This window comes from Streptomyces ficellus (assembly GCF_030406405.1).
Classification (GTDB): domain Bacteria; phylum Actinomycetota; class Actinomycetes; order Streptomycetales; family Streptomycetaceae; genus Streptomyces; species Streptomyces ficellus_B.
The window spans coordinates 90180-117100 of record NZ_JAUEPL010000005.1; the positions used below are offsets into that span (position 1 = coordinate 90180).

Here is a 26921-nt window from a genome sequence, read left to right on the forward strand (position 1 = left end):
GTTGTGTACGGCCTCTATGTAGTTCTCAAGTATCAGCGCCTCGGGATGGGTCATGTCCCCCTGGACTGTCTTGCTTCAGTACCTAAATCTGGAGAGGCGCCGAGAAGGAACAGGGGTGCGCTCCAATCTGCGTCATTAGTCGGTGCCGTCATCATCTAGCGAAATGCGAGCCTTCTCGATAAAGGCATCTATCGCCTCGTCCAACTTCATCCAGCGGTCACGCCCCTTTTCAAATCTCACAGAAATGGGGTCTCCGCCGATAAGGCCGTGGTCGACGGTCATCATTGACTCCATTACATCGTGGGAGCAATCACATACAGAGCTTGCCACTTTACTCATCATTCCGGGGCCAGCCAGCCTTACTCGCACTGAGAGCTTCAATAGCTCCGTCCAAAGCCGATGCGATTCGTTCCACACGGCCTCCATGTCAGCGCCTTCTGACCCTCTGAGTGCAAGGGTGAGTCCCTCAGCGTCGGTTGGAACCGGAGCAAGGAAGAAGCGCGCAGCATGCGCCTCTTGGGCTGAAGCTGTAGAAATGAACTCCTCGTAGACCTCCTGCCGGGAGTCGCGGCGCTGTCGACGATGCTCGCCTCTCGCCGCAATCTTCGCCTGTTCCCGCGCTGACCATCCCGTAGCGAATGCCGCCCCCGTCGTGGCTACCGCACCCGCTAATGCACCCAATACCGCTGCAACCCCTGCATCCATTGAACGCAGATTAGCGGTAAATCGTGACTGGCACACTGACTCTCGCCTTACCCACCACTCTCCCCAGCTCCCATCCCGTCCGCCGTCGACCCACACGTCTGTGGAGCAGGCGCGGTTCCCTCTACGGCGCCGACGAGTGTGGTCACGCGACGACCATCGCCCATGCTGCGGGGTGCTTGTGGCGCCTTCCATCAGATGGAGGCGCAATGGCCAATGGGGACCATGGCAAGCTTGAGCCGGTGAGGTGCGAAGAGGGGAGACGACGTGTCGCAGCAGGCCAGCCCTCGGGGGACATTCCTGAAGATTGCCGATGCAGTGAAGACTCGGGTCGAGGCGGACCCCGACATGACGGAGCTGCCGTCTGCTGCTGATCTCATGCGCGACTACAAGGTCTCTCGGGGGGTCGCCCTCCGTGCGTTTGGTGCCCTTCAGAAGGAGGGCGTCGCCGAACCGGTGCCTGGTGGCCGGTGGCGCGTCGTACGGCCAGGCGAGCGAGCTGACCGGCGCCCGCTGGACGCCCGGATCGCCGCCATCATCGCAGATGAAGGCCTCGCGGTCGGGGCACCGTTCCCCAGTGCTTCCGTTCTGGCAGCGCGGTTCGGAGTCTCACGTCCTACCGTGACGAAGGCTTTGGACAAGTTGGAGGCCGCCGGCGTGTTGGCGAGCGGAGGGCAGGGCAAGGCGCGGACGGTCCGCGCCGTGCCGATTCGAGAGGAGCGTTCGTAGCTTGTCGGAGCTGACGGAGTGGGCGTACCCCCTGGCGGAGTCGCTGCTTGCTGAACCGTTGCCACGTCGCTGGAAGCACTGCTTGGGGGTCGCTGAGCGGGCGCGCAGCATCGCGCCCATCCTCGGGGAGGACGCCGAGCTGCTGGAAGCGGCGGCAGTCCTTCATGACATCGGGTACTCGCCAGACCTGGCCAAGACGGGCTTCCATCCTCTGGACGGCGCCCGCTACCTCCGGGACGTGGCACACGCCGACGAGCGGGTCGTGAACCTGGTAGCCCACCACTCCTGTGCCTGGATGGAGGCGGAGGCTCGGGGTCTGCGCGAGGAGCTGGAATCCGAGTTCCCTCGCGACAGTGCGCACCTGAATGACGCTCTCTGCTACTGCGACATGAACACCACGCCGGACGGTACGCCGACCAACCCGATCGATCGAGTCAACGAGATCGCCGGGCGGTACGGGCCCGAGAGTCTCATCGGCACGTTCATCCGGCGAGCCGAGCCGGAGATTCTCGCGAGCACGTCACGTGTCCTCGAACGGGTCGCCACCGCGAGGCGTCAGCCGATGTAGGGAGCTGTCCGCGTGCCATCCATGGCGTGCTCGATCCGGAGCCGCATGGTGGGGTGGACGTCCAACTGCGACAAGTCCGCTGGGTCGACCCAGCGGACTTGTGTCGTCTCGTTGCTCGTACGCAGCTCACCGCCGACGGGGCGTGCGCGAAAGCAGATGCTGAACTGCTGGCGGACCTCTCCGTCGTCGTACTGCATCACATGACCAGGGTCTGTGTAGATGCCGGACATGCTGACGACTTCGGCCTTGATGCCGGTCTCTTCCCAGACTTCGCGCACCACGGTGTCACTGATCGACTCGCCCGCGTCGTGGCCACCGCCGGGCAACGCCCAGCGGCCGTTGTCGGACCGCTGGATCATCAGCACCTGACCCGCATCGTTCTGTACGAAGGCCACGACTGACGGGACGACCGAGTTGGCCGGCGGGGCGTCGGGGTCGTGCAAGTAGTCGATGCGTCCCATGTTCAAGCTCCCATGATGTCGCGGTCCGTGATCTGGCGAGCGCCTCCCCAGGTCTGCTCGATGCTATTCGCATAGGTGTCGAACAGACCGCCACCCGGCATTCGCCGTAGGTGGTAGACCGGGGCCATGTAGGCGCCGATGCCGTAGACGTGGGGGTTGACGAGCATCTCGTCATCGGACCGGTAGATGGAGTTGTAGAGCGTGGTCGCGTGTAGCCGGAAGCGGATTTCCGGGTGGCTCTCGAAGAGGGGCCGATAGTTCACCAACGCGTTGCGGATCTTGCCGTCCATGATTCGGTGGCCCTCGTCTATGCCGCGCTGCCGGACCGCTTCGCAGTCGGGGTCCCCCAGCAGGATGCGCACCTGGGTGGTCTCCTCAGCCTTCTTCTTCAGGAGATCCAGGAACACAGGGTCCTCGGACAGGAAGAGCCCCGAATAGACGAGCACGTCAAGGTTCTTCTCCGCCCGCGCGTACAGCTCACGCCAGAGAGTGGGCGGCACAGTGTGTCGATGGGGGTAGACAGCGACGATCTCTGCTTTGGTCAAGTCCGTCGCAGTGTTGACCGCGCGGCTGTCGTCCCACAGCGTCGTGACGTCGACGTTGAGCGCTGCGGCCGTTGAGTACTGGTGTCGCCGGTACGGCACTTTCCCCTGCGTGATCCAGCGCTCAACCGTCTTCGGGTTGACTCCGATCTCGTCAGCCAACCCCTGAACGGTCATGCCACGGGCTAACAGAGCTGACCGCAGGCGTTCGTTGGACATCTGCACCCCCGATGGGACGTCTAGGGACTTCTTGACGGTAGCCAGAACTCCCTGAGCTGTCCATGTATGGGGTAACCAACTCCCCTCACCTGCACCGATGCTGATTGTGCGCCAGCAAGTCCGGCGCAAAGCCAAGCGGTTCCGTCGGTGTTACTTGACGGACCCCCATGCAGTACCTGTAAAACAGATACTGCATCCATGGGGCGCATCGCTCGGCTGGGTGGCGGCTGATGCCGCATGCGCAGAGGGCGGGGACGCTGCAATCCCGCTAAAGGCCAGGGGACAGGGCTTCGGCCCGACTGGCGAGGTGGCCCGGTGACCGCGAGCAACGGCCGGAGGGTGGGGACACAGGTCCCCCTTGCAGTGCTTTATCCCATCCGCCTCCGTGGAGAGGAGCGCCTGATGACCCAGCGAAGTACCTCGGCGTCGCTCGTGCTGGACCGGCACGACGGCTATGCCCACCGCGTCTCCCTGATCCGCCGCTCGGCGCACCGGGCTAGCCGGTGACTCGCGGAGTCAAATCATCTGCGCAGCAGTGCTGCGGCCGGTTGCCTCCTCCGCCCGTCTGGGCCCCTCGCGGGGTGCCGTACGGGCGGGGTTGAGGGGAGCCGGAACAATCCCGTTCGCTCCGTGAGGAGTTCTCATGGCTGTTGTTGAGATCGTCTCGTTCGGTTACCTGCACGGTGCGCCGCCGGAGGCGCACCTGACCATCGATCTGCGTCACCACTTCCGGGACCCGCACGTCAGCCCGGAGCTTCGGTACATGACCGCAGACGACGAGCCCGTTCGCGCCGCGGTGCTGGGCACGCCCGGCATCGCGCATCTGGTCGGCGCCACGATCGCCGCGGTTGCCGCGTTCGCCTCGGGCCCCAGCGCCGGCCGGGTGGTCGTCGCGGTCGGCTGCGCGGGCGGCCGACACCGGGCCCCGACGTTCGCCCGCGCACTCGCCGACTGTCTGCGCGGTGCCGGGCACAGCGTCACCGTACGGCACCGCGACATGCACAAGGCCGTAGTGCAGCGCTGACGGCTGGCTGCCTGTGGCCCCGGACCCTACGCCGGGGCTGCGGGGAGCCGGGCCGGATCGGCCGGCCGGGGCCCACACGCCAAGGAGTTCGCATGTTCGGCAAGAAGCCGCAGCAGCAGTCCTCCGACCTGACCTCGACCGCTGGGGTCAAGCGCAGTCAGAAGGTCTACGACCGGATCACGTCCGGCAAGTCCAAGAACGCCGCCGCTGAGCTGGACGCCGCCCACGGGCGTGGCAGCAAGCGCAAGTAACCCACTGACACCCGCACGGCGCGCGCCCCCGGAGCTGCAATCTCCGGGGGCGCTGTCGAGCCGTAGAACCTGCTAGGGAGACCACGACTCATGAAGCACATCGTTGCACTTCAGGCGGCTGTTACCGCCACTGCGTTCGAGGGTGAGCCCACGGATGCGGAGCTGGACGCGATCGAGCGCGAGATGCCCGTCATTCAGGCGGAGGTCGAGCTGCTGGATGCACAGATCACCGTCCTGGACCGGGTGCCGTCGCAGCTGGACACGCGGCGCATCCGCCGGGCGCGTCGCCGGGTACTGGCCGCGCGGCGGGAGCTGACGAACCGGGGCGTGGCGGGTTCGCCGGAGGTGGCCTGATGGCCGCCGGCACCTACACGGCGCAGATGGCCGTGAGCCGGTGGACAGGCCGCTGGCGCCTGTACGTGGCGCTGCTCGGTGAGCCGTCGTCGCAGTGGCCGGAGTACGAGTTCGGCGGCGCCGTGGTGCCGACGGTGGCAGCGCGTTCACGGGCGTTGAACGCCCTCGGCTACGTGTTCACGGACGGCGCCGAATGGACCTGGACCGAGGACAGCACGGTTCCTGACGACGCCGCCTCCCCGGTCCTGCTGATCGCCTCCGCAGCTGTGCGGGAGGCGGGCCCGTGAACGCTGTTCAGATCCGTTCAGCCGAGCGCGCCCTGTCGGCCGGTACCTGGCTGATCGTCTGCGGAGCGATGCTCTACTCGATCCTCACCGTCACCCCGCTCATGGCGAAGCACACGCCCGCCGCGTGGGACTGGACGGCACCGATCCTCCCGCTGGTGGTGGACGCCGCTGTCGTCATCGTGGTCCGCCTCGATGCCGTCCTGGCCCGTCTGGGCGGGCACGGTGGCCGGTGGCCGATCGCGCTGCGGTGGATGACCGGCGGCATGACCCTGGCACTCAACATCGCCGACTCCGCCCTGAAGAAGGACCTGGTCGGCATGGCTGTGCACGCGGTCGCGCCGCTGCTGCTGATCGTCACCGCAGAGACCAGCCTGGCCTACCGCCGCGCCATCACCGCCGCCCTTGCCGCCCTGGACGCCCGGCAGCATGCCGAGCAGATCGAGCGGGAGCAGGCGGCGGCACGGAAGCGGGAGGCGGAGGATCGGCGGGCTCGTGAGGAGCGCGAGCACGCCGCCTTGCTGGCGCGTGAACAGCGTGAGCATGAAGCCAAGTTGCTCCGTGAGCAGGCCGAGCGGGAGGCCGCCGCACGACGTGAGGAGGCCGAGCGTACGGCTGCTCGTGAGCGGGCGGAGCGGGAGGCTCGTGAACGCCGTGAACGCGAGCGTGAACAGCAGCAGCAAGAGCGTGAACGCCTTGAACGCGAAGCCGCCGAACGCCGTGAAACCGAGCGCCGACAGCGCGAGGAACGTGCGGCCCGTGAACGCGCCGCGCTCCTCGCTGGCGGTCCCGTGAACGAGAAAGTTGCCGAGGATCTGGCCCGCCGGATCGTCCACGCCGCGTTCCACGAGGGCCTGCCCGTGCGGTCCGCCGCCGACCTGTGCGGCTGGTCCATCGGCTGGGTCAGCACCCGCTACCAGGAACTCCGCGACGCCAAGATCACCCCTGCCCTTGAGGGAGTTTCAGCATGATCGCCATCGTCCGCGCCCGCACACTGCACAACCTCCGCACGGGCATTGCTGACGCTGAGGCGGCGACAGAGGCCGCCCGCAGTGAAGCCGAGCAGCGTCGTCAGGAAGCCGAGTGCGCCATCGACTCCGCGATCCGGGCGGAGACGGCCGTGGATGAACTGCGCGCCGCACTCGCCCGCGCCACCGCCGATGCCGCCCGACTCGAAGGCGAGCTGGAGACGCTGCGCGCCCAGTCCCTCCTGGACACCGAGGACCGGCAGGCGCTGCGAATGCTGCTGCGCATGACCCGCAAGCAGAACGGACCGGCTGACCGCGTCTACGTCCTCTTTCACTACGGGGAGCTGCACAGCGTGCACGCCACGGTGGACGCGGCAGAGGCCGCAGCCGAGGCCGAAGGCGCGCCCCGCTCGGGATGGACCGCGCACACGCCGGGTGCCGCCCTGCCTCCGGCAACCGAGGTCCTGTGGCGGGTACAGCCGCTGCCCCTCGGAGGTGTCCGATGAAGTCGCCGACAGGGGTGACGTCGTGAGCCCACTGCCGGTGTTCCGGTGGCGGCTTGCTCCCGACGGCTACGCCACCTACCGCCAGCTGCGGGCGATGGGGCTTCGGCCCGGTGGCCAAGACGTCGCCGCCCAGCTCGAACGCCCGCGCCGCCGCCGGGGTCCGCTGGTCGCCTACCTGTACCGGATCGACCAGGCCAAGCCCGTACGGCCGATGACCCCGGCTCGCTGGGCCGCGCTCCGCAAGGCGAACGCCGCTCAGCAGATCTGCCCTAACTGCCGCCGTGACGTCGGGTATCGCATCCCGCGCTCGCACGGCATGTGCGGGTCCTGCATTGCCCGCGAGGAACAGCGCGCTGCCTGAACTTACGCGTAAGGCCCGGACGCTGCCGGCCAAAGCAGTGCGTCCGGGCCCCTGACCTCCCGAAGGGAGAAGCCCAGCATGACGGACACCACCCTCACTCCGGTAGCGGGCCCGGAAGCCCCGCCGGACACCACCGCACCGCCCCCGCAGCCTGAGCCCACGGCCGCCGCACCGGCGCCGGTCGAGGTGGAGCACACGCCGGGCGGGTGGCCGGTCGTGCCCCTCGCGGTGACGGGCACGAACACCACGGCCTCCCTGCTGGCCACCGCATCCCTGGTCGGCGGCCCGGTCGCCCTGGCTCTCGCCGCGACCGGCGCGGTCGTCCTCGGCACGGCCGCCGCCACGCGCAAGAGCCGCCAGCAGACCAAGCGCGGGAGCGCGACCGGCCGCAGCACCCGGTCCTCGACGCTGCAAGGCGCTTCCGCCCGCGCTGGGATGCGTCGGGGGCTGTCCCGGGCGGTGCCCTCTCAGTCCCGTAACGGGAACGCCGGCGCCACTAAGGCCGCTGGTCGCAGTCGAGGCAATGTGGGAAGTGTCTCCGGTGGTCGGGGTACGTCCGGCCGCCGCTTCGCCACGCCTTCCAGCCTGGGAAAGCCCTCGTCTTCCCGGGGTGGAAGGAGCGGTCTCGCCCGCGCAGCCGGCCTGTCCTCGACAGCGCCGGGTAAGGCTCGCGGTGGCCGGGTCGGGCAGATCAAGGCGCTGCGGGACGCGGCCCGCTCCACGGCGCCGTCGCGTGCCGCGCAGCGAGCCCAGACCACCGCCGCCCGCCGCCAGATCGCCGACGCCCGGCGGGACGCCAAACAGCAGGCCCGCACCACCGGGGCCGCGAAGAAGGGCATGGTCGGCCGGGCGGTCGCGGCAGGGCTGAACAAGGCCGGGGCCATGCGCCGGGCCGCTGTGGACCGCGCCCGTAAGACGCGTGACCAGCAGACCGGCGGCACGGTCGCCCAGCAGCGTTCAGCGGTACGCAAGGCCCCCGCCCGCAAGCGTGCCCGCAAGGCGCTGTGGCGGTCCGCCGCGCGGTTCCAGGGTCGCCGCCTGCTGGCTGCGCTGCTGGCCGGCGCGCTCGGGCTGGTCGGTCTCATCACCACGCCGCTCGGCCGCAAGCTGCGGTGGGCCTGGCTGCAAAACCCCGGCCGCCGCCTCTACGCCCGCCTGATGAAGGCCGCACGCGACCAGCGCACGGCCCGCGATCAGGCAATTCGCGACGCGCAGCAGGACGAGGAGGCCGCCGCCGACGCGGAAGCCGAGGACGACGGCACCGAGCACATCGGGGACACGGTCGAGCGCCCGGCCGGTCTGCTCCCTGCCGCACCCACCACACCCACGCCCGCTAGTGAGGGAGAGAGCGTGTCTGGTTTCCGGTTCGAGGACTACGCGGCGGAGATGGAAGCCGCCGCCAGCAACTACGACCCCGACGGCTGCATGGAGATCCTCTCCATGGTCGAAGGCCTGCCGGCAGCGCTGACCAGCGTGGCGAACGTGATGAAGATCCTCGCGGAGCGGTCCGACAGCGAGTTCCCGCTGGAGAAGGAAGTGGCGGGCTCGTTCAACGACGCCTTCGGCGCCGTCATGGCCGCCGTCGCCGTGGCGGAGGACATGGGACCGCTGTTCCGCAACGTGCACGCCCAGGACATCGCCCGCCACGAGGACCCCCGCAACGGCCACCAGGCAGAGAAGGGCTGGAACGTCTGACCATGACCACCAACACACAGGCCAACACCGGGCCGGTGTGGGACTACAGCGCCGGTCACGGACCCGTGACCGGCGCTCTGTCCGCCACCACCGGAGCCTTCGCCGTCGCCACCACTGGAGCCGCCACCGGCATGCCCCCCACCTGGGCACTCGCCATCGGCACGGCCGGTGCGATCGGCCACACCATCACCAGCCTCCGCGACCGCCTCTCCGCTCGCACCGTCTCCATGCGGGCCGCATCGTGGCTCGTTGGGGCGGGTTGGACGACGTGGGCCATGACCACCGGCCCGCTGTCCTGGGCCGCGCTCGGGTCACTGGCCACCATCGGGGTCGGCATGGGGGCCGCCGCTCGCGCCACGCTGCTGTACGAGGAGGCGCGCGAGCTGGAGGCCATCGCCGCCGCTGAACGGCAGGTCGCTCGTGAACTGTCCACCGAGCGGCGGGCGATCGCTGCTGAGTGGGTGGACCGTATCCAGCGGGTGTGCGGGATCACGGTGCGGGTGGTGGCGGTGGAGATGTGGCCCACCGGCACCGGATTCACCATCGACGCCGAACTCCCCGCGGGCGGCACCACCTACGACCGCATCGCCCGCGAAGCCGCCCGCCTGTCCGCTGATGCCCGCCTGCCGCACGGCTGCACCGCCACCGCCTCCCAGGGCATCGACCAGGGCCGCGTCCTGATCGACGTGACCACAGTCAACGTCCTCGAAGCCGAAATCACCTACCCCGCCGACTACAGCCCCCTGTCCCTGCACACCGGCATCCCGTGGGGCCTTCGGACGAACGCGGACGAGATCCGCGCCTACCTCCGCGAACAGTGCGCGCTCGTCGTGGGGCCCACGGGGTCGGGCAAGACGAACATGGTCCACACGATCCTCGCGGGGTTCGCCCGCACCACCGACGTCCTCACCTGGGTCATCGACCTCAACGCCGGGTCTGCCGGCCTGCCGTGGGTACGGCCCGCACTCGAATCCAGCGGCCAGACCACCGACGGCATGCGACCGGGCATTGACTGGCTGGCCGCCTCCCACGAGGAAGCCATGGCGATGCTGGATGCGGCGGTGCGGATCGCCAAGCACCGCAAGATGGCCTACCAGGACCTGATGTCCCAGGCGAACACGGACCTGCTGCCCATCAGCGACCGGATCCCTCAGATCATGCTCGTGATCGACGAGGGGGCGGAGATCCTCGCCGCGCCGGACAAGCCCTCACGGGCCCTGGCAGCCAAGATCCTGGAAGTGATCCGGATCGCCCGCGCCATGGGCATCCGCACCGTCCTGACCGCTCTCGGGGCGACCGGGTCGGTCCTGGGAAACCTGATGATCCGCCGCGAAGCCAAAGTCCGTGTCGCGCTGACCGGTGGCGAGACCGAAGGCATGGACCTGAGCAAGCAGTTCCCCGGCTCACGCGGCCTGCGCGTCGACCAAGCCCCCTACAAGGGGTCAGGGTTCATGGGCACCCCCGAGTCACCGGCAGGGCTGTTCAAGTCGTGGCGGATCCTGCCCAACCAGATCCGCGACATCGTCGCCGCCACCTCCGACCGGCACCCCACCCTGGACGCCGTGTCGGCCAAGGCCGCCGGGCCGGACTACGCGCGCCGCTGGGACATGGCTCGCACCGCATGGATGCGCGACGACACTCTCAGCAGCACGCCGGCCGAACCGCAGACCCCAACTTCGGGCTACCTGGCGGGCGGGCTGAACCTGTCCGCCCTGCGTGACGAACGGACGCCCGTCGTGGAGACGGACGAGGAGGCGCTGGCGCGGAAGTTCCGGGAGCAGATCGACGCCCAGTTCGCCACCGCTCCCGAGCCCGGCACGGACGCTCCGTCGTCTGGGAAGCCGCCCACGGCGGGGCTGAACCTGTCCGCGCTCCGCAGCGAGGACAACGCCGCCAAGGAAGCCGCACTTGCGGTGCTGCTGGCCGCCGGGCCGGAGGGCACGGGGGCGTCCGCGATCGCCCGCGCACTCGCGGACGAGCACGGCACCACCCGGCAGACGGTCGTCGGCTGGCTCAAGACGTGGGCGGAAGAGGGGATCGCGGTGCGGGTCGGTGAGGGCACCAAGACCCGCTACGTGCACCACCGCCACGCCCCCGAGGCCCCGTGAGCAGAGGTGGGGGGTGGGGACACGGATACCAAATCCAGTCCCGAGCTGGCTGCCGGGGACCTTCCACACCCACCCCCCATGGCCGCGAGTCCCTAACGATCTCCGTTCCGGCCCAACGCTCCGCACAGTAACCGGAGCCACTGACAACGCCCCGAGAGATGACCTGCTGTCGGCTTGTCGCCCCGGCGGCTCGAAGGCCGCTGGGCTGCCCCGTGGGGACCGGAAACGGGCTTTGACCTGCAAGGCGACAAGCGACAAGACAAGACAAGCGACAAGCGACACGACAAGCGACACGACAAGCCGAGCACCGGGCAGCACCCCACCACGGGGTGCTGCCCGAGCTGTTGAAGGGACCACGTTGTGGACTCCGACAACCCGTACGAGATCACCGCCCTGACCGGACTGCCGCAGCCGATACCGCGCCCGGTGATGCTGCCGGACGAGATCCCGCCCGGGGTCGACTGGGTCACCCTCCCCAACGGGATGCGGACCCTCGCCTACGTCCAGCCCCCGGCCATGGCGCCGGTGGCGCAGCCGGTCGCCGCGCGGCCGGTCCCGACCTGGGCCAAGACCACGGCTTTGCTCACGCCGACGATCGGCGGCGGCATCGCGGCCGCCGGTATCGGCCTCTCCTACGCCGCACCGGGACTGATCGCCATGAGTCACGCCCTGTGGGCCGCCGTCGCCCTCATCGCTGCCGGCGCCGTCGCCCTCCCGGTCCTCCTCGGCGCCTGCCGACGAGGAGGCAAGGGCGGACCGGCGTACATCACGCAGAACATCACTGCCACCGGCCTGTTCGGCCGTGCGAGCGGAACCATCAACCACCACTGAGGAGCCCCGCCGATGCCGCGCCTGCGCATCCGCCATGTCATCTGGCCCCGACGCGCCCTCATCCTCGCCGACACCCCCCGCCCCGACTGCTGGGCGTGCGGCGGGGAGGGAGGCCACAACCGCGACTACGGCCACCCCGAAACCGGCGAGTACGAGGGCACCAACTGGGAGCCCTGCCCCTGCTGGGACGAACAGCGCCGCTGGACGGTGCTGCCCCTCCCGCGCCTGCCCCGCCTCCGCCGCCGCACCATCCCCGACCCGTGGGCCACCAGCGACCACAGCGACGAACCGCCGTTCTGACAACGCCGAAGGCGGCCCGCGTCTCGCCAAAGCCTCGGGCCGCCCTCGCCTGCCAGCACTCTCTACAGAACTGGAGACCTCCAGAATGACTCACCCGATCCCCATCCGGCGAGACGGCCCCCGGCCGTTACTGCTGGACCTGTACTCGTGCGCCGGCGGCGCCGCCATGGGCTACCACCGCGCCGGGTTCGACGTCACCGGCGTCGACATCGCGCCCCGACCCAACTACCCCTTCCCCCTGTACCAGGGCGACGCCTTGGAGTACCTGGCCGCGCTGATCGTGTCGGGGGAGATCGAGCGGTACGCGTTCGTACACGCCTCTCCACCCTGTCAGGCCAAGTGCGCGCTGAGTGTGGGCACGAACCGGTCCCAAGGCTGGGGCCGCACCCATGTCGACCTGGTCGCCCCGACTCGCGCTCTGCTGGACGTTACGGGGCTGCCGTACGTGATCGAGCAGCCCAACGGCCGAGCGAAGATCCGCAAAGACCTGTGGCTGTGCGGCGAGATGTTCGGGCTCGGAGTGCTGCGACACCGGAACTTCGAACTCGGCCGCTGGACCACCGAGCAGCCGAAGCACCCCCGGCACCGGGGCTACGTGCGCGGCTACCGACACGGCGTCTACCGTGACGGCCCCTACGTCGCCCCGTACGGGGACGGTGGCGGTAAGGCCACGGTGCCGGAGATGCAGACCGCCATGGGCATCACGTGGACCGACGTCCGCGAGGAGCTGACCGAGGCCATCCCGCCCGCCTACACCCAGCACATCGGCAAGGCTGCGCTCACCAGCCTGAGGCCCTGGACGGTGGCCGCATGAACAACCACCTGCTGCGTGCAGCGCTGGACGCAGCCGAACGCGGCTGGCACGTCTTCCCGCTCCGTCCGGGCAGCAAGCGCCCCGCGCTGCACGGAGAGGAGCGGTGTCCCCGCACTGGTGAGTGCGCCAGCGGGCACCGCAAGTGGGAGGAGCGCGCCACCACCGACCCTGCCCGCATCCACCGCGCGTGGTGCGGCCGGCCGTTCAACGTCGGGATCGCCACCGGCCCCAGCGGGCTGCTGGTGATCGACCTGGACATGCCGAAGAACAACAGCAGTTCGGACACGCCTAGCGGCGTGACGACCTTCAAGGCGCTCTGCGAGCGCGCCGGGCAGCGCGTCCCGACCACCCGCACCGTGCGGACTGCGAGCGGGGGCATGCATCTGTACTTCACAGCACCGCCCGGGGTTCGGCTGACGAACACGGCCGGCACGCTCGCCCCGCTGGTCGACACCCGGGCCGGTGGTGGGTATGTCGTCGCCCCAGGCAGTATCACGCCCGGTGGCTCGTACGTGGTGGTGGACGACCGGCCCGTCGCCCCGCTGCCCGGCTGGCTGTGCGAGGCGCTCCAGGGCCCGCGCCGGACGCCGCAGCCGGGCCCGGTGCCGCTGGCCACCAGCGCCTCGCGGTATGCCGCCGCAGCACTGCGCAATGAGACCCAGGCGGTCGCTACCGCAGCCGACGGCACCCGCAACCACACCCTGCTGCGAGCCGCACGAGCCCTCGGGCGGCTGATCGCCACCGGCGACCTGACCCGCGCGGAAGTCGAGGAGGCTCTTAGTAGGGCGGCGGCCGGCAATGCCACACAGCCGGAGCGCTACTACGACGACGTGATCCGGCGTGGGCTGGACTGGTCGATCGCCCACAACAGTCCCAGGCGGCCCGCATGACCCCGCCCCCGCCCTCTAAGAGCCTGGCCCCGACCACGGACCGGCCGCACGCCGCCGAACGGGGCACGCTACCGGCGGCCGTGGGCGACCGAAGGGGCGTCGCCGAAGGCGTCCCTTCTGCTCTTGGCTCTGACCCGCACCCGGGCGACGGGCGCCAGATCGTCGCCCTGCTGCGGGTCACCGCACCCGGACGCGGCACGGTCCCAACCGCCACGTCGTCGTGCGTGTGCGGACGGGACCGCAGCGCCGTCGGACACACCAAGGTGCTCGCCCTCATCGAGGAGCACACCGCCCACCGAGCCCCCTGCCCCCTTCGTACCGCTTCCCAGGAAGGGAGGACCGCCGCATGACCAGCACCAACCAGCCCGCGCCGTCCATCGACGGAGCGGCCCTGCTCGACGAGGTGGAAGCCTTCCACCGCCGCTTCAACGTCTTCCCGACCGAACACGCATACGTCGCCGTCACGCTGTGGGACGCCCACGCCCACCTCATCGACGCACTCGACGGGACCGCCCGCATCGCCTTCCTGAGCCCCGAACCCGGGTCCGGAAAGTCCCGCGCGCTGGAGATCATCGAGACGCTCACCCCTCGGTCCGCGACCACCGTCAACGCCTCAGCCAACGCCTTGTTCCGGCTGGTGGCGGCGGATGCGGGAACGCCGACGCTGCTGTTCGACGAGATCGATACCGTCTTTGGACCGAAGGCCGGCGGGAACGAAGAGGTCCGCGGGTTCCTCAACTCCGGCTACCGGCGTGGCGCGAAGTCCCTGCGCTGCGTGGGAGAGGGATCCGAGCAGAAGGCAGGCTGGTTCGACTCGTTCTGCGCGGTCGCCATGGCCGGTCTCGGCTCGCTGCCCGACACGATCCTGACCCGCTCCGTCATCATCCGCATGCGCAAGAAGGCTCCCAACGAGAAGTGCGAGCCCTACCGGCGCCGCGTCCACGAAAAGCAGGGCCACGCGCTGCGGGACCGGCTCGCGGAGTGGACAGCCACCATTCATGACCAGATCGCGAACGCATGGCCGGAGATGCCCGAGGGCGTCACGGACCGACCCGCGGACGTATGGGAGCCGCTGCTCGCGGTCGCGGACGCGGCCGGCGGGCACTGGCCCGAGCGGGCCCGCACAGCGTGCGTCGCACTCATCAAGGCCGCATCCGAAGGCGACCAGGCCTCCCTCGGCGTCAAGCTGCTCACGGACCTGCGTGACCGCGTGTTCTGCGGCGTGGACCGCATGCCCACCGCCGCCATCCTGGAAGTCCTCCTCCAGCTCGATGACGCTCCCTGGTCCGACCTGAGCGAGGACGGACAGAGCAGCAAGCCGCTCACCGCTCGCGCCCTGTCCAAGCTCCTGAGCCAGTACGTGCGGCCCGACAACACCCCGATCAAGCCCCGTGGGATCCGCGTCGGCAGCGCGACCCCGAAGGGCTACTACGCGGAGGATCTCAGCGACGCCTGGGCCCGCTACTGCCCCCCGGACCCCGGAGAATCCGCAACATCCGCAACAGCCGCAACACCGCAGGTCAACGAGGGCGAATCTGTGGCGGAAGACGGTTCCGAGGGCCGCCACATGTTCGCGGAAACCGACACACGCCAACTCCGCATCGTCGGCTGACCAGCCCCACCGACAGGTGCCGCCACGCCTCCGCGTGGCGGCACCTATCCGCAACAGAACCGGCATCCGCCACAGATTTAGGACGCTGACCAGCAATGTTGCGGCGTGGCGGATGTTGCGGATCCACCAGGAGGGAGCACCCCCTCTGAAACAGCACCGAAGGAGCCATGGACAGATGGAAAGGGTCCCTGCCGCCTCCACGGTCCAGCCCCGGCTTCACCGTGTCGAGGCTGCGGCCGAGCTGCTGGGAGTGAAGCGCACAGTCATCTACGAACAGATCCGCCTTGGGCGGCTGCGCACAGTCCGGCTTGGGCGTCGTCGGCTGGTGCCCACGGAGTACATCGACGAATACGTCGACCTGCTCAAGCGTGAGTCGGAAACGACGGCATCCTGACCAATTCCCCATGTGGGGCTGGACCGGTATCGGTCCAGCCCCACACTTACGCAACCACAGGGAATCCTCATGAGTGAGACCGCCGGTCGCCCCCGTAAGGCGGCAAATGGTGAAGATTCGATCTACTGGGACGCCTCCAAGAATCGATACGTGGGCGCCATTTCATTGGGGTACACCCCGGCTGGCAAGCGAAAGCGTCCCAAGGTGTCAGGCAAGACCAAGACCGAAGTACGTGCCAAGCTGCGAGAGCTTCGAGCTGAGCTGAAGCAGTCGGGTGCCAAGTCATCGGCCCAGTACACGGTGGGCCAGGCAGTAAATGACTGGCTGGCCAAGGGGCTTAAAGGAAGGGACCCCAACAGCATCAGCACCTATCGCAGCCTCGCGGACAATCACGTCATTGCGGATCTCGGCAAGGCGAAGCTGCGTGACTTGTCGGCTGACGCAGTTGATTGCTGGCTCGACGAACAGTCGGAAGTGCTAGCCACTAGTTCACTCGCGATGGTGCATTCGATTTTGCGGCGATCCATCACACACGCACAACGGCATGACAAGGTCTCCCGGAACGTGGCGGAGTTGGTCGAGACTCCCGAAGGTCAGGTCGGCCGCCCCAGTAAATCTTTGACGCTGGAGCAGGCGAAGGCTGTCCTGTCCGGCCCCGCAGAGGGGAGCTGGATCCATGCCTATGTCGTTGTGTCGCTGCTCGTAGGAATCCGTACAGAGGAGGTGAGGCCACTCAAGTGGAACCACGTGCATCTTTCGCCTGCTGAGGGAGTGGTGCCGCACATTGAGGTGTGGCGGTCCGTGCGCCGGCGGGGCGAGATGAAGACGCGTAAAAGTCGGCGAACCCTGGCGGTGCCGCGACAGGTCGTCACCGTGCTCAAAGAGCATCGGGCCGAGCAGCGACGAAGGAGAGAGGCCCTTGGGCTGGCCTGGGACCCAGAGGGGTTCGTGTTCGGGACAGACAGCGGCGATCAACGCACTGCGGACCAGGTTCGGCGGAGCTTCCGAGCGCTGCTGCGGCGCGCCGGCTTCGACCAGCCCGAGAAGTGGACACCGCGAGAGCTGCGGCACAGCTTCGTTTCACTGCTCTCCGATCACGGGATCCCGATCGAAGTGATCGCGCGAGTCGTCGGTCACAGCACCACGATCGTTACGGAGACTGTCTACCGTAAGCAGTTGCGGCCCGTCATCACGGAGGGAGCCGAAGCCATGGACGACATCTTTGATGGCGGGGGAGTTGCTAACCCGTAGGCGCCCGTGGGGGAGCTGAGCGGAGCCGTGGCTCCCCCTTTGGCTCCCCGGCCCGAGGATCCCAGTACTGGGCTGTCGGCCGTACACGCCCCGACCTGCAACGGCACAAGGGTGGTCGTGCCGCGCGTCGCTTAAGGCGACGCTAAGAGGCCGCTCAGAAAGCACACCCGGATGCCGCTGCCGGTGTCGCCGCCGGGCCCCCAGGACGGTGGACCCCCACGCAGGTCACCCCACCCGCCGGTACCGCCGTTCCGGGCGGCCCGTGCCGCCGTAGCGGAGCGAGACCTCGGCGCGGCCCGTTTCCGCGAAGTACTCCAGGTAGCGGCGGGCGCTCACGCGGGAGAGGGAGCCCGCCTCGGCGCACTCCGTGGCCGACAGGCCCGCGGGATGGTCGCGCAGGATGCGCTCCACCAGGTCGGCCGTGTGCGCGGCCAGGCCCTTGGGGAGCTCGCGGGAGCCGGGCGGGCGGGTGCCGAAGATCTGGTCGACGTCCTCCTGCCGCGCCTGGTCCAGCGTGTCCAGGCGGCTGCGCAGCGATGCCACGTGCAGCAGCTGTTCGCGCAGCGCCGCCTGGCTGAACGGCTTGATCAGATAGTGCAGGGCCCCGGCGCGCAGCGCCGAGCGGACCGTGCCCGCGTCCCGGGCCGCCGTGATGAACAGCGCGTCGACGCCGTGGCCCGCCGCCCGCAGGGCGCGCAGCACGCTGATCCCGTCCATGTCGGGCAGGTAGATGTCCAGCAGCACCAGGTCGGGGCGGAGCGCCTCGGCCGCGCGCAGCGCCTCGGCACCGCTGTGCGCCACCGCGACGACCGTGAAACCGTCCACCGCGGACACATAGCGGCTGTGCAGTTTGGCGACCATGAAGTCGTCGTCGACCACCAGCACGTTCGTCACGGCGCCACGCTAGGTCGCGACCACAAGGACCACAACGTCCGTTGATTGCGGAAGGGAGACAGGTTCTTAACGCGAGGGCAACATGTGGGCCACTTCACGTCCGAAAAGACACGGTCCGAAAGGCGGCACACGTGCGTTTGCGCACCCCTCTCGCCCTCCTCGGGGCGGCGCTGCTGGTGCTCGTCGGGCCGCCGCTGCTCTCTGCGGGCAGCGGCTCCGACACCGGCACACAGATCCCCGGTCTGCGTCTCATGGTGCCCAACACGCCAGGCGGCGGGTACGACATCACGGCGCGCACCGCGGCCAAGAACGCCGAGGACGCGGGCCTCACCCACAACATCGAGGTCTTCAACCTGCCCGGCGCCGGCGGCACCGTCGGCCTGACCCGGCTCGCCGGCGAGCACGGCAACGGCAAGCTCGCCATGTCCATGGGCCTCGGCGTCGTCGGAGCCGTACACACCAACAAATCCCCCAAGACCCTCGCCGACACCACCCCGATCGCCCGGCTCACCGAGGAGCAGGACATCGTGGTCGTCGCCAAGGACTCCCCGTACAACAGCATCCACGACCTGCTGGCCGCCTGGAGGAAGAACCCCGCCAAGCTCCCCGTGGGCGGCGGCTCGTCACCCGGCGGGCCCGACCACCTCGCGCCGATGCTGATGGCGCAGGCCGCCGGGATCTCCCCGAAGTCGGTGAACTACATCCCCTTCGACGGCGGCGGCGAACTGCTCGCCTCCATCCTCGGCAACAAGGTCGCCTTCGGTGTCTCGGGTGTCGGGGAGTACCTCGACCAGATCAAGGCGGGCGAGCTGCGGCTCCTCGCCGTCACCGGGCCCGAACGCGTACCCGGCCTCGACGCGCCGACCCTCCGCGAGGCGGGGCTCGACACCGAGTTCACCAACTGGCGCGGCATCGTCGCCCCGCCCGGCCTGTCCGACGCCGAGCGCGACAAGCTCATCGGGCTCGTCAGCGAGCTGCACGCCTCCCCGCAGTGGCAGGAATCCCTGAAGAAGAACGGGTGGGACGACGCCTTCCTCGCCGGGGACGCGTTCGGGGAGTTCCTCGACACACAGAACGAGCGCGTCGACTCCGTCCTGAAGGAGCTGGGACTGTGACCACACCCCTCGCACGAAGCCGCCGCGCCTGGCTGCGGGAGCACTCCGAGCTCGGGGTCGGCCTGCTGCTCGCCGTGATCGGCGTGCTCGTCCTCACGGACGCGCTGACCATGAACGTCGACACCGGCCAGCGCGGGCCGGTCGGGCCGAGGACCGTACCGCTCGTCGTCGGCGGGGGCCTCCTCGCCGTCGCCGTCCTCCTCACCGTCGACGTCCTGCGCGGCGGCCGCGGCGAGGCCGAGACCGGCGAGGACATCGACCTGTCCGAACCCAGCGACTGGCGTACGGTCCTGCTGCTCGCCGGAGTCTTCCTCGCGGGCGCCGTCCTCATCGGCCCGCTCGGCTTCCCCATCGCCGGCGCGCTGCTCTTCTGGGGCTCCGCGTACGCGCTCGGCAGCCGCCGCGCCGACCGCGACCCGCTGATCGCTGCCGTCCTCTCCCTCGTCACCTACGTCGTCTTCAACAACCTGCTCGGTGTCCCCCTGCCCGGTGGCCCGCTGATGGGAGTGCTCTGATGGATTCCCTGAACTCCCTCCTCGACGGCTTCGGCACGGCCCTGACCCCCATCAACCTGCTGTGGGCCGCGATAGGGGTGCTGCTCGGCACGGCCATCGGCGTCCTGCCCGGCATCGGCCCGGCCATGGCGGTCGCGCTGCTGCTTCCCGTGACGTACGGACTCGAACCCACCGGCGCGTTCATCATGTTCGCCGGCATCTACTACGGCGCCATGTTCGGCGGCTCCACCACCTCCATCCTGCTCAACACGCCCGGTGAGAGCGCGGCCGTCGTCGCCGCGATCGAGGGCAACCCGATGGCCAAGGCGGGCCGCGGCGCCCAGGCCCTCGCGGCGGCCGCGGGCGGCCACTTCGCCGGCGGCATGATCGGCACGATCCTGCTGGTCGTCCTCGCCCCGACCGTCGCCGCGCTCGCGGTCGACATCGGCGCGCCCGACTACTTCGCCATCATGGTGCTCGCCTTCATCGCCGTGACCTCGGTGCTCGGCTCGTCCCGCATCCGCGGCCTGGCGTCCCTGCTCATCGGGCTCACCCTCGGCCTCGTCGGCCTGGACCAGATGACCGGCCAGCAGCGGCTCACCTTCGGCTCGCTCCAGCTCGCCGACGGCATCGACGTCGTCATCGTCGCGGTCGGCCTCTTCGCGATCGGCGAAGCCCTGTGGGTCGCCGCACACCTGCGGCGCACCAGCGGCGACGCGATCCCGGTCGGGCGGCCCTGGCTCGGCAAGGCGGACGTCAAGCGGACCTGGAAGCCGTGGCTGCGCGGGCCGGTCATCGGCTTCCCGTTCGGCGCGATCCCGGCCGGCGGCGCGGAGATCCCGACCTTCCTGTCGTACGTGACGGAGAAGCGGCTGTCCCAGCACAAGGACGAGTTCGGGCGGGGCGCCATCGAGGGCGTGGCCGGACCGGAGTCGGCCGCGTCCGCCTCGGCGGCGGGCACCCTGGTCTCCATGCTCACGCTGGGCCTGCCCACGACGGCCGTCGCCGCCGTGATGCTCGCCGCCTTCCAGCAGTACGGCATCCAGCCGGGCCCGCTGCTCTTCGAGCGCGAACCCGACCTGGTGTGGGGCCTGATCGCCTCCCTCTTCGTCGGCATGGTGCTGCTGCTCGCGCTGAACCTGCCGCTCGCGCCCCTGTGGGCGAAGCTGCTGCGCGTCCCGCGCCCGTACCTCTACGCCGGAATCCTCTTCTTCGCGGCGACCGGCGCGTACGCGGTCGGCGGTGAAACCCTCGACCTGGTGATCCTGCTGATCATCGGCCTGATCGGATTCGGCATGCGCCGCTACGGCCTGCCCGTGCTGCCCGCCGTCATCGGCGTCATCCTCGGCCCGGCCGCCGAACAGCAGCTGCGCCGGGCGCTCCAGATCAGCGACGGCAGCGTGACGGGCCTGGTCAACACCCCGTTCTCGGTGACCGTGTACGCCGTGATCGTGATCCTGCTGGCCTGGCCCTTGCTGAAGAAGGTGATCACCCGCCGTCGTCATCTGCCGGTATGACGATTCGCCCCGCGACCGCCGACGACGTCCCCCGCGTGAAGGCCCTGACCGACGCGGCCTACCACCACCACATCGAGCGGACCGGCCTCGTACCGGCCCCGATGGAGGCGGACCACGCGGCGGACGTTGCGGCGGGGAAGCTGTACGAGCGGTACGGCTACGAGGTCGTCAAGCGGCATGCCGACGGCCCGTACGACCGCGTCCACTACCGCAAGCCAGTCTCCTGACCCGGCAGCCGGCCCTCGCGGGCGAGGCCCTCCAGTACGTCCAGGGCCGCACGGGCGGCCGTCGCCGCCTGAGGGTCCCGGTCCGCGAGGCCGCTCGCCTCGAACTCGTCCTCGTCCAGGCGCACCACCCGCGTGCCGTCCGCCGACACCCACACGTCAAGGTCCAGGTCCTCGACCACCACCTCGCCCTCGCCCACGACGGCCGGCCGGGTGATGTCGCAGTACCAGCCCTTGAGCGTGGTGTCGGCGGACCGCACCTCCTTCACCGCGTACCACCGGTCGCGCCAGTAGTGCTCCACGAAGACGTCACCCGGCTCGAACCGTACGAACCCGAAGTCCCGCACCCCGTCCGCCGCCCACGGGGCGCGCACGGTCAGGTGCGTACCGTCGTCGGCGACCACCTCGGCCGGGTAGCGGATCTTCGTACGCCCGGCCTTGACCAGGCGTACGTCAACCGAACGTGCGGACATGCCGTACCTCCGTCGCGCAGACCTCGTACCCGAACCACTTGTTGATCGCCAGCATCGGCCCGTTCTCGGCGTCGTTGCTCGTGAACGCGTCCGTGCAGCCCGCCGCGCGCGCCCTGCGCAGCGAATCCGTCTTCGCGAGTTTGGCCAGGCCATGCCCCCGGTGGGCGCGCAGGGTGCCGGTCATGCCCGACCAGTAACGCCGCTCGCCGTCCGTGTGCGCGGCGGTGAAGGCCGCCACCTCGCCGTCCACCAGCACGACCGTGGACAGACCGAGGTCGAGCAGCGGGTTGTTCCAGGTGTGGGCCAGCCAGTCCTCGTAGTCGTCCAGCTCCGCGCCGATGTCGCTCGGCTCGTCGGACGTCACCTCGGCGTCCGCCTGGAACATCGGGCGGGGGTCGGCGGTGTAGTCGGCGGCGGTGCGCAGCTCGACGCCCGGCGGGAGCCTCGCCGGCAGCTCCGGCAGGGTGCCGCCCGCCAGGTCTAGCCGCTGGAAGTGCGCGGACCGGGTGGGCCGGTAGCCGCGTCTCTCCGCGAACGCCCGGAACTCCGGCTCGTCCAGTACCCAGGCGTACACCTCCACCGCGCCCTCGGCCGCCAGGTGCTCCTCGGCCGTACGCAGCAGCAGCCCGCCCGCGCCCTGCCCGCGACGGCCGGGATGGACCTGCGGATTGGCGTACGACTGACCCGGGGTTCCGGACTCGTACGCGACGCCGACCTGCGCCGTGCCGACGATCTCGCCGTCCATCTCGGCTATCAACAGCCGGTACTTGCCGGCCGGGTTGGCGGACTCGACATGGAACAGGACCGAGCGGGGCGTCGTCACCTCGAAGGGCAGCGCGGCACGCCGCACCCTGCTCACGGCGTCGGCGTCCTCGGGACGGAAATCACGCACGATGACAGTCATGACGCCGGACGGTACGCGCGGTCCGGCCATGGTCGCCTCCCAATTTCGGTGCGCTGGGGGACAATCGGGCGGTGACCTTGAAGATCTCCATCGACGCGGCTTCCACGACGGCCCCGTACGAACAGCTGCGCGCCCAGATCTCCGCGCAGGCCCGCTCCGGCCGGCTCCCCGTCGGCTGCAAACTGCCCACCGTCCGGGGCCTCGCACAGGAGCTGGGCCTGGCCGCGAACACGGTGGCCAAGGCGTACCGGGTGCTGGAGGCGGACGGCGTGATCGAGACGCGCGGCCGGGGCGGCACGTTCATCGCCGCCGCCGGCGATGCCGCCGAGCGGCAGGCAGCGGCGGCGGCCGCCGCGTACGCCGCCGAGGCCCACCGCCTGGGGCTGTCCCGCGCCGCCGCCGAGGCGGCCGTCAAGGACGCGCTGCGCGCCACGTACGGGCGGTCCTAGAGATACAGCCCCGCGTCCGCGCCGCGCCCCTGGTCCGGGATCGCCGCCGGGCCGGTGCCGCGGCGCAGCGCGTACAGCTCCGCCAGCGTCGCGCCGTCCCGGCCGACGGCTTCCTCCCGCCCGTGGGCCTCCCTGCCGAGCCAGGCCAGGGCCTCGGGCCGGGTCAGCGGGCCGACCTCGATGCGGGCGAGGCACCGGCCGGGGCGGACCACCGCCGGGTGCAGCCGCTCCAGGTCCTCGTTGGTGGTGACGCCGACCAGGACGTTTCGCCCCTGGCCCAGCAGCCCGTCCGTCAGGTTCAGCAGCCGCGAAAGGGCCTGGCCCGCCGTGTGCTTGGCCTCACCGCGGATCAGCTCGTCGCAGTCCTCCAGGAGCAGCAGCCGCCAACGGCCCTTCGCGGTGCCCTCGTCCTCGCCGATCGCGATGTCCATCAGGTATCCGACGTCGTTGAACAGCCGCTCGGGGTCCAGGACGCAGTCCACCTGGCACCAGTCCCGCCATGACCGGGCCAGCGTACGCAGCGCGGACGTCTTGCCCGTGCCCGGCGGGCCGTGCAGGAGCAGCAGCCGCCCACCGATGTCGTCCGGCGTGACCTTCATCAGCCGGCCCATCGCGTCGGCGACCGGCGCCGTGTAGTTGGGCCGCACCTCGTCCCACGTACCGGCGGCGATCTGGCGTGTCGTGCGGTACGGGCCGCGGCGCGGCGACACGTACCAAAAACCCATGGTCACGTTCTCGGGCTGCGGCTCGGGCTCGTCCTGCGCGCCGTCCGTCGCCTGCTTGAGCACCTTCGCCGCCAGCTCGGAGTCCACCGCCGTGACCGTCACATCGGCGCCCCGGTTCCAGCGGGAGACCAGCAGCGTCCAGCCCTCGCCCTCGGCGAGCGTGGCCTTGCGGTCGTCGTCGCGGGCGGCGCGCAGCACCGTGGCGCCCGGCGGGAGCAGGGTGGCGCCGGGCCTGACGCGGTCGATCGTGGAGCTGTGCGCGTACGGCTGCTCGCCCGTCGCGAAGCGCCCGAGGAACAGCGCGTCGACGACGTCGGCAGGGGAGTCGCTGTCGTCGACGGTGAGCCGGATCGGCAGAGCGTCTTGGGGGTTGGCAGGCATGCGCCCCATGATCCGGCACACACGCGTTCCACGCACGGCGTTTACGTACGTGTCCGGGCGAGCACGGTCCCGCCCTGCCGCTGGGCAGTTCCCTCATTCGGGTGAGTGAAAAACGCACCGCCATCAGTGACGCGGCGTCACATACTGTCCGCGGCGCGCGAATGCCGCCCTGCGGCAGAAAGACTCCGAACGGAGCACGAGACGGCGCGTCGGACCGGGCCCGTGCCGACGCCATTCCAGCGATCGGCGCGCACGCCTCCGACCGGCCCAACACGGGCCGGGACGGCCGGGCAGCCGCGCCGTCAAATCAGGGCCACGGGAGAAGACTTAGCCCCGGAGTCCCGGATATCGACCCTCCGTACGGAGTTGCCACTGACGTTTCGTCAACCGACCCCCGACCGGGCTATTGGCATGGACACTCCCCACTGCTACGACATTTTCAGGCAGAAATCCTGCTAAAGGGAGGTTCCATGAAACTGTCCCGAGCCGCGGCTTTCACGACCTCATTCCTCCTCGGCGCCGCCCTGACCCTCACCGGGGCAGGAGCGGCGCAGGCCGCCTCGTCGGCCGCAGCCCTCGACTACGTCGCCCTCGGCGACTCGTACTCCTCCGGAGTGGGCGCCGGCGCCTACGACGCCTCCAGCGGCACCTGCAAGCGCACCCCCCGCGCCTACCCCGCCCTGTGGGCGGCCGCCAATTCACCCGCCTCCTTCGCGTTCACCGCCTGCTCCGGCGCCCGTACCAACGACGTGACGGCCGGCCAGCTCGGACCCCTCTCCTCCGCCACCGACCTCGTCTCCATCACCATCGGCGGCAACGACGCCGGATTCGCCGATGTGATGACCACCTGCGTCCTCCAGTCCGAGGCCACGTGCATCGCACGCATCAACGAGGCCAAGCGCTACGTCGACACCACCCTGCCCGGCCGCCTCGACTCGGTGTACTCGGCCATCAGAACCAAGGCGCCCTCGGCGCGCGTCGTCGTCCTCGGCTACCCCCGGTTCTACAAGCTCGGCGGCAGCTGCGTCGCCGGCATGACCGAGAACGAACGCCGCGCCATCAACAACGCGGCCGACCACCTCAACGCGGCGACCGCCAAACGCGCCGCCGACCACGGCTACAGCTTCTCCGACGTCGTCCCCGCCTTCACGGGACACGAGATCTGCTCGAGCGCCTCCTGGCTGCACAGCGTGAACTGGATCAACATCGGCGAGTCCTACCACCCCACCGCCGCCGGACAGTCCGGCGGCTACCTGACCACCTTCAGGGCCTCGGTGTAACGGAACCGCTCGGTGACGGCGTTTCGCCGGTCGGAGTCCCGCCCGTCGGCGACTCGTCCTCGCACGTGACCGAGAAGCCCACCCAGGGGGAACGCGCCCCGGCCGGGCTCCGGACCTCCACCCGGACCCGGTCGCGGTGCGTTTCCCCCTGCTTGTACGTCAGCTCCGTATGCTCCACCCGCCGCTCGGCCGGACCGCCGGAGGCGAACTCCACCGTCCTCCAGCCCGGGCCGGAACTCTCACCGCTCTCCGTCACCCAGCGGTACTCGACGGAGGCGGGCGTGCGGCCCACGGTGATCGTGGCGCTGAAGGACGGAGCCTCGGCCTCCGGTGGCGGACACGTCCCGCGGTAACTCCCCCGCACGGCCTGGGCGTACACGCTCACCGACTGCGCGGTGCCGCTCGTCTCCGGCGGCGGCGGGCTGCTGGGCGGGGGTGGCGGTGCCGTGTCGTTGCCGCCGGTCGGGGTGGCGCTGGGCAGGGAGGTCACGCCCGGTGAGGTGGCACCGGCGCCGATGCCGCCGCCACCGCCCGGGTCGTCGTCACGCAGCAGGGCGTACGTGAGCCCGCCGGCCGCCAGCAACAGGGCGGCGAGACCCGCCGCCAGCAGGGCCACGGGACGCCGCGACGACCGCTCCGGAACGCCGCCGGCCGTCGCGGTGGTATCCGCGACCCCGTACGGAGGCACCCGTGCGGTGGTGCCCTCCGGGAACGCCCCGGCGACGACCGTGGGGGCGAGTCCGTCCGCCGGGACCGGCGCCGTACGCGGGCTTCCGCCGGCGCCCACGACGCGCAGCTGCTGCTCGGCCTCCTCGGCCGTGAGCCGCTCGGCCGGGTCCTTGCGCAGCAGCCCTTCGATGACCGGCGCGAGCGGACCCGCCCGGCGCGGCGGCGGCAGCTCCTCGTCCACCACCGCGCGCAGCGTGCTGAGCGGCGTGTGCTGCCGGAACGGCGAGTGGCCCTCCACCGCCGCGTACAGCAGCACACCCAGTGACCACAGGTCGGACGCGGGGCCGGGCGTCTGCCCGAGCGCCCGCTCCGGCGCCAGGAACTCGGGCGAACCGACCAGCTCACCCGTCATGGTCAGGTTGGACGTGCCCTCCACCGTGGCGATCCCGAAATCCGTCAGCACCACCCGTCCGTCGTTGGCGAGCAGCACATTGCTCGGCTTCACGTCCCGGTGCAGCACCCCCGCCTCGTGCGCGGCACGCAGCGCGGCCAGCACCTCGGCCCCGATGTGGGCGGCCCGCCGCGGTGGCATCGGGCCCTCGGCGTCGAGGGTCTCGGCGAGCGTCAGCCCGCGCACCAGCTCCATCACGATCCAGGGCCGGCCGTCCTCGATCGCCACGTCGTACACGGTCACCACGCCCCGGTGCGAGATCCGCGCGGCGGCCCACGCCTCCCGCTCCAGCCGCGCGTACAGCCGCCGCTCGTCGGCGTCGCCGAGACCGGCCGGTGCCCGCACCTCCTTGACCGCGACCTCACGGCCCAGCACCTCGTCCCGGGCGCGCCACACGACACCCATGCCGCCCTGCCCGAGCGGGCTCAGCAATCGGTAACGCCCCGCCACCACACGTGCCGCGTCCGGCCGTTCGCTCACA

Annotated in this window: 32 protein-coding genes; 24 read left to right on the forward strand and 8 right to left on the reverse strand. The window is 70.2% G+C overall.

The features are described 5' to 3' along the window. Positions 1–135: 135 nt before the first annotated feature. On the reverse strand, positions 136–705 hold the full coding sequence (locus QWM81_RS05475; protein WP_290110367.1) for a hypothetical protein: 570 nt from the start codon (positions 703–705) through the stop codon (positions 136–138). Positions 706–969: 264 nt separating this feature from the next. Between QWM81_RS05475 and QWM81_RS05480 the strand changes: the two genes are divergently transcribed. Together QWM81_RS05480 and QWM81_RS05485 are read left to right on the forward strand one after the other, a co-directional pair. Then, positions 970–1431, forward strand: a complete 462-nt coding sequence (locus QWM81_RS05480; RefSeq protein ID WP_290110368.1) for a GntR family transcriptional regulator — start codon at positions 970–972, stop codon at positions 1429–1431. Position 1432: 1 nt separating this feature from the next. Continuing rightward, positions 1433–1999: an HD domain-containing protein gene (locus tag QWM81_RS05485; RefSeq protein WP_290110369.1), complete on the forward strand. Its 567-nt coding sequence runs from the start codon at positions 1433–1435 to the stop codon at positions 1997–1999. On the opposite strand, the gene QWM81_RS05490 is transcribed toward QWM81_RS05485, so the two are convergent. Together QWM81_RS05490 and QWM81_RS05495 are read right to left on the reverse strand one after the other, a co-directional pair. After that, positions 1987–2460: an NUDIX domain-containing protein gene (locus QWM81_RS05490; RefSeq protein WP_290110370.1), complete on the reverse strand. Its 474-nt coding sequence runs from the start codon at positions 2458–2460 to the stop codon at positions 1987–1989. The genes QWM81_RS05485 and QWM81_RS05490 overlap by 13 nt on opposite strands. Before the next feature lie 2 nt (positions 2461–2462). After that, entirely contained in the window at positions 2463–3221 is a 759-nt protein-coding gene (locus QWM81_RS05495) for a helix-turn-helix domain-containing protein (protein ID WP_290110371.1), read from the reverse strand. Between the two features lie 643 nt (positions 3222–3864). Between QWM81_RS05495 and QWM81_RS05500 the strand changes: the two genes are divergently transcribed. The 16 genes from QWM81_RS05500 to QWM81_RS05575 all read left to right on the forward strand — a co-directional run bounded on the left by QWM81_RS05500 (position 3865) and on the right by QWM81_RS05575 (position 16864). Beyond that, positions 3865–4245, forward strand: a complete 381-nt coding sequence (locus QWM81_RS05500; RefSeq protein WP_290110372.1) for a RapZ C-terminal domain-containing protein — start codon at positions 3865–3867, stop codon at positions 4243–4245. A 92-nt stretch (positions 4246–4337) separates the two neighbouring features. Next, complete coding sequence (locus QWM81_RS05505) at positions 4338–4496, forward strand: hypothetical protein (RefSeq protein ID WP_290110373.1); 159 nt, start codon at positions 4338–4340, stop codon at positions 4494–4496. A 90-nt stretch (positions 4497–4586) separates the two neighbouring features. After that, positions 4587–4850, forward strand: a complete 264-nt coding sequence (locus QWM81_RS05510) for a DUF6284 family protein (protein ID WP_290110374.1) — start codon at positions 4587–4589, stop codon at positions 4848–4850. Beyond that, the gene (locus tag QWM81_RS05515; protein ID WP_290110375.1) at positions 4850–5137 is read left to right on the forward strand and encodes a DUF6303 family protein; all 288 of its coding nucleotides are present in this window, start codon (positions 4850–4852) and stop codon (positions 5135–5137) included. Before QWM81_RS05510 ends, QWM81_RS05515 begins: the two co-directional genes overlap by 1 nt. Next, the gene (locus QWM81_RS05520) at positions 5134–6105 is read left to right on the forward strand and encodes a DUF2637 domain-containing protein (RefSeq protein WP_290110377.1); all 972 of its coding nucleotides are present in this window, start codon (positions 5134–5136) and stop codon (positions 6103–6105) included. Before QWM81_RS05515 ends, QWM81_RS05520 begins: the two co-directional genes overlap by 4 nt. Next, positions 6102–6608, forward strand: coding sequence for a hypothetical protein (locus QWM81_RS05525; protein ID WP_290110378.1), 507 nt, complete (start codon positions 6102–6104; stop codon positions 6606–6608). The genes QWM81_RS05520 and QWM81_RS05525 overlap by 4 nt, the downstream gene beginning before the upstream one ends. Positions 6609–6630: 22 nt before the next feature. Next, the gene (locus tag QWM81_RS05530; protein WP_290110379.1) at positions 6631–6969 is read left to right on the forward strand and encodes an RRQRL motif-containing zinc-binding protein; all 339 of its coding nucleotides are present in this window, start codon (positions 6631–6633) and stop codon (positions 6967–6969) included. Positions 6970–7047: 78 nt separating this feature from the next. Further along, the gene (locus tag QWM81_RS05535) at positions 7048–8664 is read left to right on the forward strand and encodes a hypothetical protein (protein WP_290110380.1); all 1617 of its coding nucleotides are present in this window, start codon (positions 7048–7050) and stop codon (positions 8662–8664) included. Between the two features lie 2 nt (positions 8665–8666). Then, positions 8667–10772, forward strand: a complete 2106-nt coding sequence (locus tag QWM81_RS05540) for a hypothetical protein (RefSeq protein WP_290110381.1) — start codon at positions 8667–8669, stop codon at positions 10770–10772. A 360-nt stretch (positions 10773–11132) separates the two neighbouring features. Beyond that, positions 11133–11603: a hypothetical protein gene (locus tag QWM81_RS05545; protein ID WP_290110382.1), complete on the forward strand. Its 471-nt coding sequence runs from the start codon at positions 11133–11135 to the stop codon at positions 11601–11603. Between the two features lie 12 nt (positions 11604–11615). Further along, positions 11616–11903 carry a hypothetical protein gene (locus QWM81_RS05550; RefSeq protein ID WP_290110383.1) on the forward strand — a complete coding sequence of 96 codons (288 nt, stop codon included), beginning with the start codon at positions 11616–11618 and terminating at the stop codon, positions 11901–11903. An 85-nt stretch (positions 11904–11988) separates the two neighbouring features. Further along, positions 11989–12717 carry a DNA cytosine methyltransferase gene (locus QWM81_RS05555; protein ID WP_290110384.1) on the forward strand — a complete coding sequence of 243 codons (729 nt, stop codon included), beginning with the start codon at positions 11989–11991 and terminating at the stop codon, positions 12715–12717. Further along, entirely contained in the window at positions 12714–13607 is an 894-nt protein-coding gene (locus QWM81_RS05560; protein ID WP_290110385.1) for a bifunctional DNA primase/polymerase, read from the forward strand. Before QWM81_RS05555 ends, QWM81_RS05560 begins: the two co-directional genes overlap by 4 nt. A 346-nt stretch (positions 13608–13953) precedes the next feature. Further along, positions 13954–15219 (forward strand): DUF3631 domain-containing protein, encoded by a 1266-nt coding sequence (locus QWM81_RS05565; RefSeq protein ID WP_290110386.1) that lies wholly within the window; start codon positions 13954–13956, stop codon positions 15217–15219. A gap of 175 nt (positions 15220–15394) precedes the next feature. Further along, complete coding sequence (locus QWM81_RS05570) at positions 15395–15613, forward strand: helix-turn-helix domain-containing protein (RefSeq protein ID WP_290110387.1); 219 nt, start codon at positions 15395–15397, stop codon at positions 15611–15613. 69 nt (positions 15614–15682) lie between these two features. Then, a complete protein-coding gene (locus tag QWM81_RS05575) occupies positions 15683–16864 on the forward strand; it encodes a site-specific integrase (protein WP_290110388.1) in 1182 nt (393 codons plus the stop codon). 225 nt (positions 16865–17089) lie between these two features. On the opposite strand, the gene QWM81_RS05580 is transcribed toward QWM81_RS05575, so the two are convergent. Beyond that, on the reverse strand, positions 17090–17758 hold the full coding sequence (locus QWM81_RS05580; protein WP_290110389.1) for a response regulator: 669 nt from the start codon (positions 17756–17758) through the stop codon (positions 17090–17092). A 131-nt stretch (positions 17759–17889) separates the two neighbouring features. On the opposite strand from QWM81_RS05580, the gene QWM81_RS05585 reads away from it, so the two are divergent. The 4 genes from QWM81_RS05585 to QWM81_RS05600 are packed head-to-tail and all read left to right on the forward strand — an operon-like array spanning position 17890 to position 21111. Further along, positions 17890–18873 (forward strand): Bug family tripartite tricarboxylate transporter substrate binding protein, encoded by a 984-nt coding sequence (locus tag QWM81_RS05585; protein WP_290110390.1) that lies wholly within the window; start codon positions 17890–17892, stop codon positions 18871–18873. Beyond that, on the forward strand, positions 18870–19388 hold the full coding sequence (locus tag QWM81_RS05590; protein ID WP_290110391.1) for a tripartite tricarboxylate transporter TctB family protein: 519 nt from the start codon (positions 18870–18872) through the stop codon (positions 19386–19388). The genes QWM81_RS05585 and QWM81_RS05590 overlap by 4 nt, the downstream gene beginning before the upstream one ends. After that, on the forward strand, positions 19388–20884 hold the full coding sequence (locus QWM81_RS05595) for a tripartite tricarboxylate transporter permease (protein ID WP_290110393.1): 1497 nt from the start codon (positions 19388–19390) through the stop codon (positions 20882–20884). The genes QWM81_RS05590 and QWM81_RS05595 overlap by 1 nt, the downstream gene beginning before the upstream one ends. Further along, a complete protein-coding gene (locus tag QWM81_RS05600; protein WP_290110394.1) occupies positions 20881–21111 on the forward strand; it encodes a hypothetical protein in 231 nt (76 codons plus the stop codon). The genes QWM81_RS05595 and QWM81_RS05600 overlap by 4 nt, the downstream gene beginning before the upstream one ends. Here QWM81_RS05600 and QWM81_RS05605 read toward each other — a convergent pair. Both QWM81_RS05605 and QWM81_RS05610 read right to left on the reverse strand, forming a co-directional pair. Further along, positions 21090–21581, reverse strand: a complete 492-nt coding sequence (locus QWM81_RS05605; RefSeq protein WP_290110395.1) for a ribonuclease FAU-1 family protein — start codon at positions 21579–21581, stop codon at positions 21090–21092. The two genes, QWM81_RS05600 and QWM81_RS05605, sit on opposite strands and share 22 nt — an antisense overlap. Then, entirely contained in the window at positions 21562–22485 is a 924-nt protein-coding gene (locus QWM81_RS05610) for a GNAT family N-acetyltransferase (protein WP_290110396.1), read from the reverse strand. The genes QWM81_RS05605 and QWM81_RS05610 overlap by 20 nt, the downstream gene beginning before the upstream one ends. Positions 22486–22556: 71 nt before the next feature. Here QWM81_RS05610 and QWM81_RS05615 point away from each other — a divergent pair, with 71 nt between their 5' ends. Next, the gene (locus QWM81_RS05615; protein WP_290110397.1) at positions 22557–22934 is read left to right on the forward strand and encodes a GntR family transcriptional regulator; all 378 of its coding nucleotides are present in this window, start codon (positions 22557–22559) and stop codon (positions 22932–22934) included. Here QWM81_RS05615 and QWM81_RS05620 read toward each other — a convergent pair. Continuing rightward, positions 22931–24040 (reverse strand): DUF5925 domain-containing protein, encoded by a 1110-nt coding sequence (locus QWM81_RS05620; RefSeq protein WP_290110398.1) that lies wholly within the window; start codon positions 24038–24040, stop codon positions 22931–22933. The genes QWM81_RS05615 and QWM81_RS05620 overlap by 4 nt on opposite strands. Before the next feature lie 470 nt (positions 24041–24510). On the opposite strand from QWM81_RS05620, the gene QWM81_RS05625 reads away from it, so the two are divergent. Further along, positions 24511–25320 (forward strand): SGNH/GDSL hydrolase family protein, encoded by an 810-nt coding sequence (locus QWM81_RS05625; RefSeq protein ID WP_290110399.1) that lies wholly within the window; start codon positions 24511–24513, stop codon positions 25318–25320. Here QWM81_RS05625 and QWM81_RS05630 read toward each other — a convergent pair. After that, positions 25304–26920: a serine/threonine-protein kinase gene (locus QWM81_RS05630; RefSeq protein WP_290110400.1), complete on the reverse strand. Its 1617-nt coding sequence runs from the start codon at positions 26918–26920 to the stop codon at positions 25304–25306. The genes QWM81_RS05625 and QWM81_RS05630 overlap by 17 nt on opposite strands. Between the last annotated feature and the right edge of the window lies 1 nt (position 26921).

Bases quoted from the DNA above. Each gene is read 5' to 3' on its own strand.
- QWM81_RS05475 (WP_290110367.1), bottom strand. From the start codon at position 705: ATGGATGCAGGGGTTGCAGCGGTATTGGGTGCATTAGCGGGTGCGGTA.
- QWM81_RS05490 (WP_290110370.1), bottom strand. From the start codon at position 2,460: ATGGGACGCATCGACTACTTGCACGACCCCGACGCCCCGCCGGCCAAC.
- QWM81_RS05495 (WP_290110371.1), bottom strand. From the start codon at position 3,221: ATGTCCAACGAACGCCTGCGGTCAGCTCTGTTAGCCCGTGGCATGACC.
- QWM81_RS05500 (WP_290110372.1), top strand. From the start codon at position 3,865: ATGGCTGTTGTTGAGATCGTCTCGTTCGGTTACCTGCACGGTGCGCCG.
- QWM81_RS05505 (WP_290110373.1), top strand. From the start codon at position 4,338: ATGTTCGGCAAGAAGCCGCAGCAGCAGTCCTCCGACCTGACCTCGACC.
- QWM81_RS05510 (WP_290110374.1), top strand. From the start codon at position 4,587: ATGAAGCACATCGTTGCACTTCAGGCGGCTGTTACCGCCACTGCGTTC.
- QWM81_RS05515 (WP_290110375.1), top strand. From the start codon at position 4,850: ATGGCCGCCGGCACCTACACGGCGCAGATGGCCGTGAGCCGGTGGACA.
- QWM81_RS05525 (WP_290110378.1), top strand. From the start codon at position 6,102: ATGATCGCCATCGTCCGCGCCCGCACACTGCACAACCTCCGCACGGGC.
- QWM81_RS05535 (WP_290110380.1), top strand. From the start codon at position 7,048: ATGACGGACACCACCCTCACTCCGGTAGCGGGCCCGGAAGCCCCGCCG.
- QWM81_RS05540 (WP_290110381.1), top strand. From the start codon at position 8,667: ATGACCACCAACACACAGGCCAACACCGGGCCGGTGTGGGACTACAGC.
- QWM81_RS05550 (WP_290110383.1), top strand. From the start codon at position 11,616: ATGCCGCGCCTGCGCATCCGCCATGTCATCTGGCCCCGACGCGCCCTC.
- QWM81_RS05555 (WP_290110384.1), top strand. From the start codon at position 11,989: ATGACTCACCCGATCCCCATCCGGCGAGACGGCCCCCGGCCGTTACTG.
- QWM81_RS05560 (WP_290110385.1), top strand. From the start codon at position 12,714: ATGAACAACCACCTGCTGCGTGCAGCGCTGGACGCAGCCGAACGCGGC.
- QWM81_RS05565 (WP_290110386.1), top strand. From the start codon at position 13,954: ATGACCAGCACCAACCAGCCCGCGCCGTCCATCGACGGAGCGGCCCTG.
- QWM81_RS05570 (WP_290110387.1), top strand. From the start codon at position 15,395: ATGGAAAGGGTCCCTGCCGCCTCCACGGTCCAGCCCCGGCTTCACCGT.
- QWM81_RS05575 (WP_290110388.1), top strand. From the start codon at position 15,683: ATGAGTGAGACCGCCGGTCGCCCCCGTAAGGCGGCAAATGGTGAAGAT.
- QWM81_RS05595 (WP_290110393.1), top strand. From the start codon at position 19,388: ATGGATTCCCTGAACTCCCTCCTCGACGGCTTCGGCACGGCCCTGACC.
- QWM81_RS05600 (WP_290110394.1), top strand. From the start codon at position 20,881: ATGACGATTCGCCCCGCGACCGCCGACGACGTCCCCCGCGTGAAGGCC.
- QWM81_RS05605 (WP_290110395.1), bottom strand. From the start codon at position 21,581: ATGTCCGCACGTTCGGTTGACGTACGCCTGGTCAAGGCCGGGCGTACG.
- QWM81_RS05610 (WP_290110396.1), bottom strand. From the start codon at position 22,485: ATGACTGTCATCGTGCGTGATTTCCGTCCCGAGGACGCCGACGCCGTG.
- QWM81_RS05620 (WP_290110398.1), bottom strand. From the start codon at position 24,040: ATGCCTGCCAACCCCCAAGACGCTCTGCCGATCCGGCTCACCGTCGAC.
- QWM81_RS05625 (WP_290110399.1), top strand. From the start codon at position 24,511: ATGAAACTGTCCCGAGCCGCGGCTTTCACGACCTCATTCCTCCTCGGC.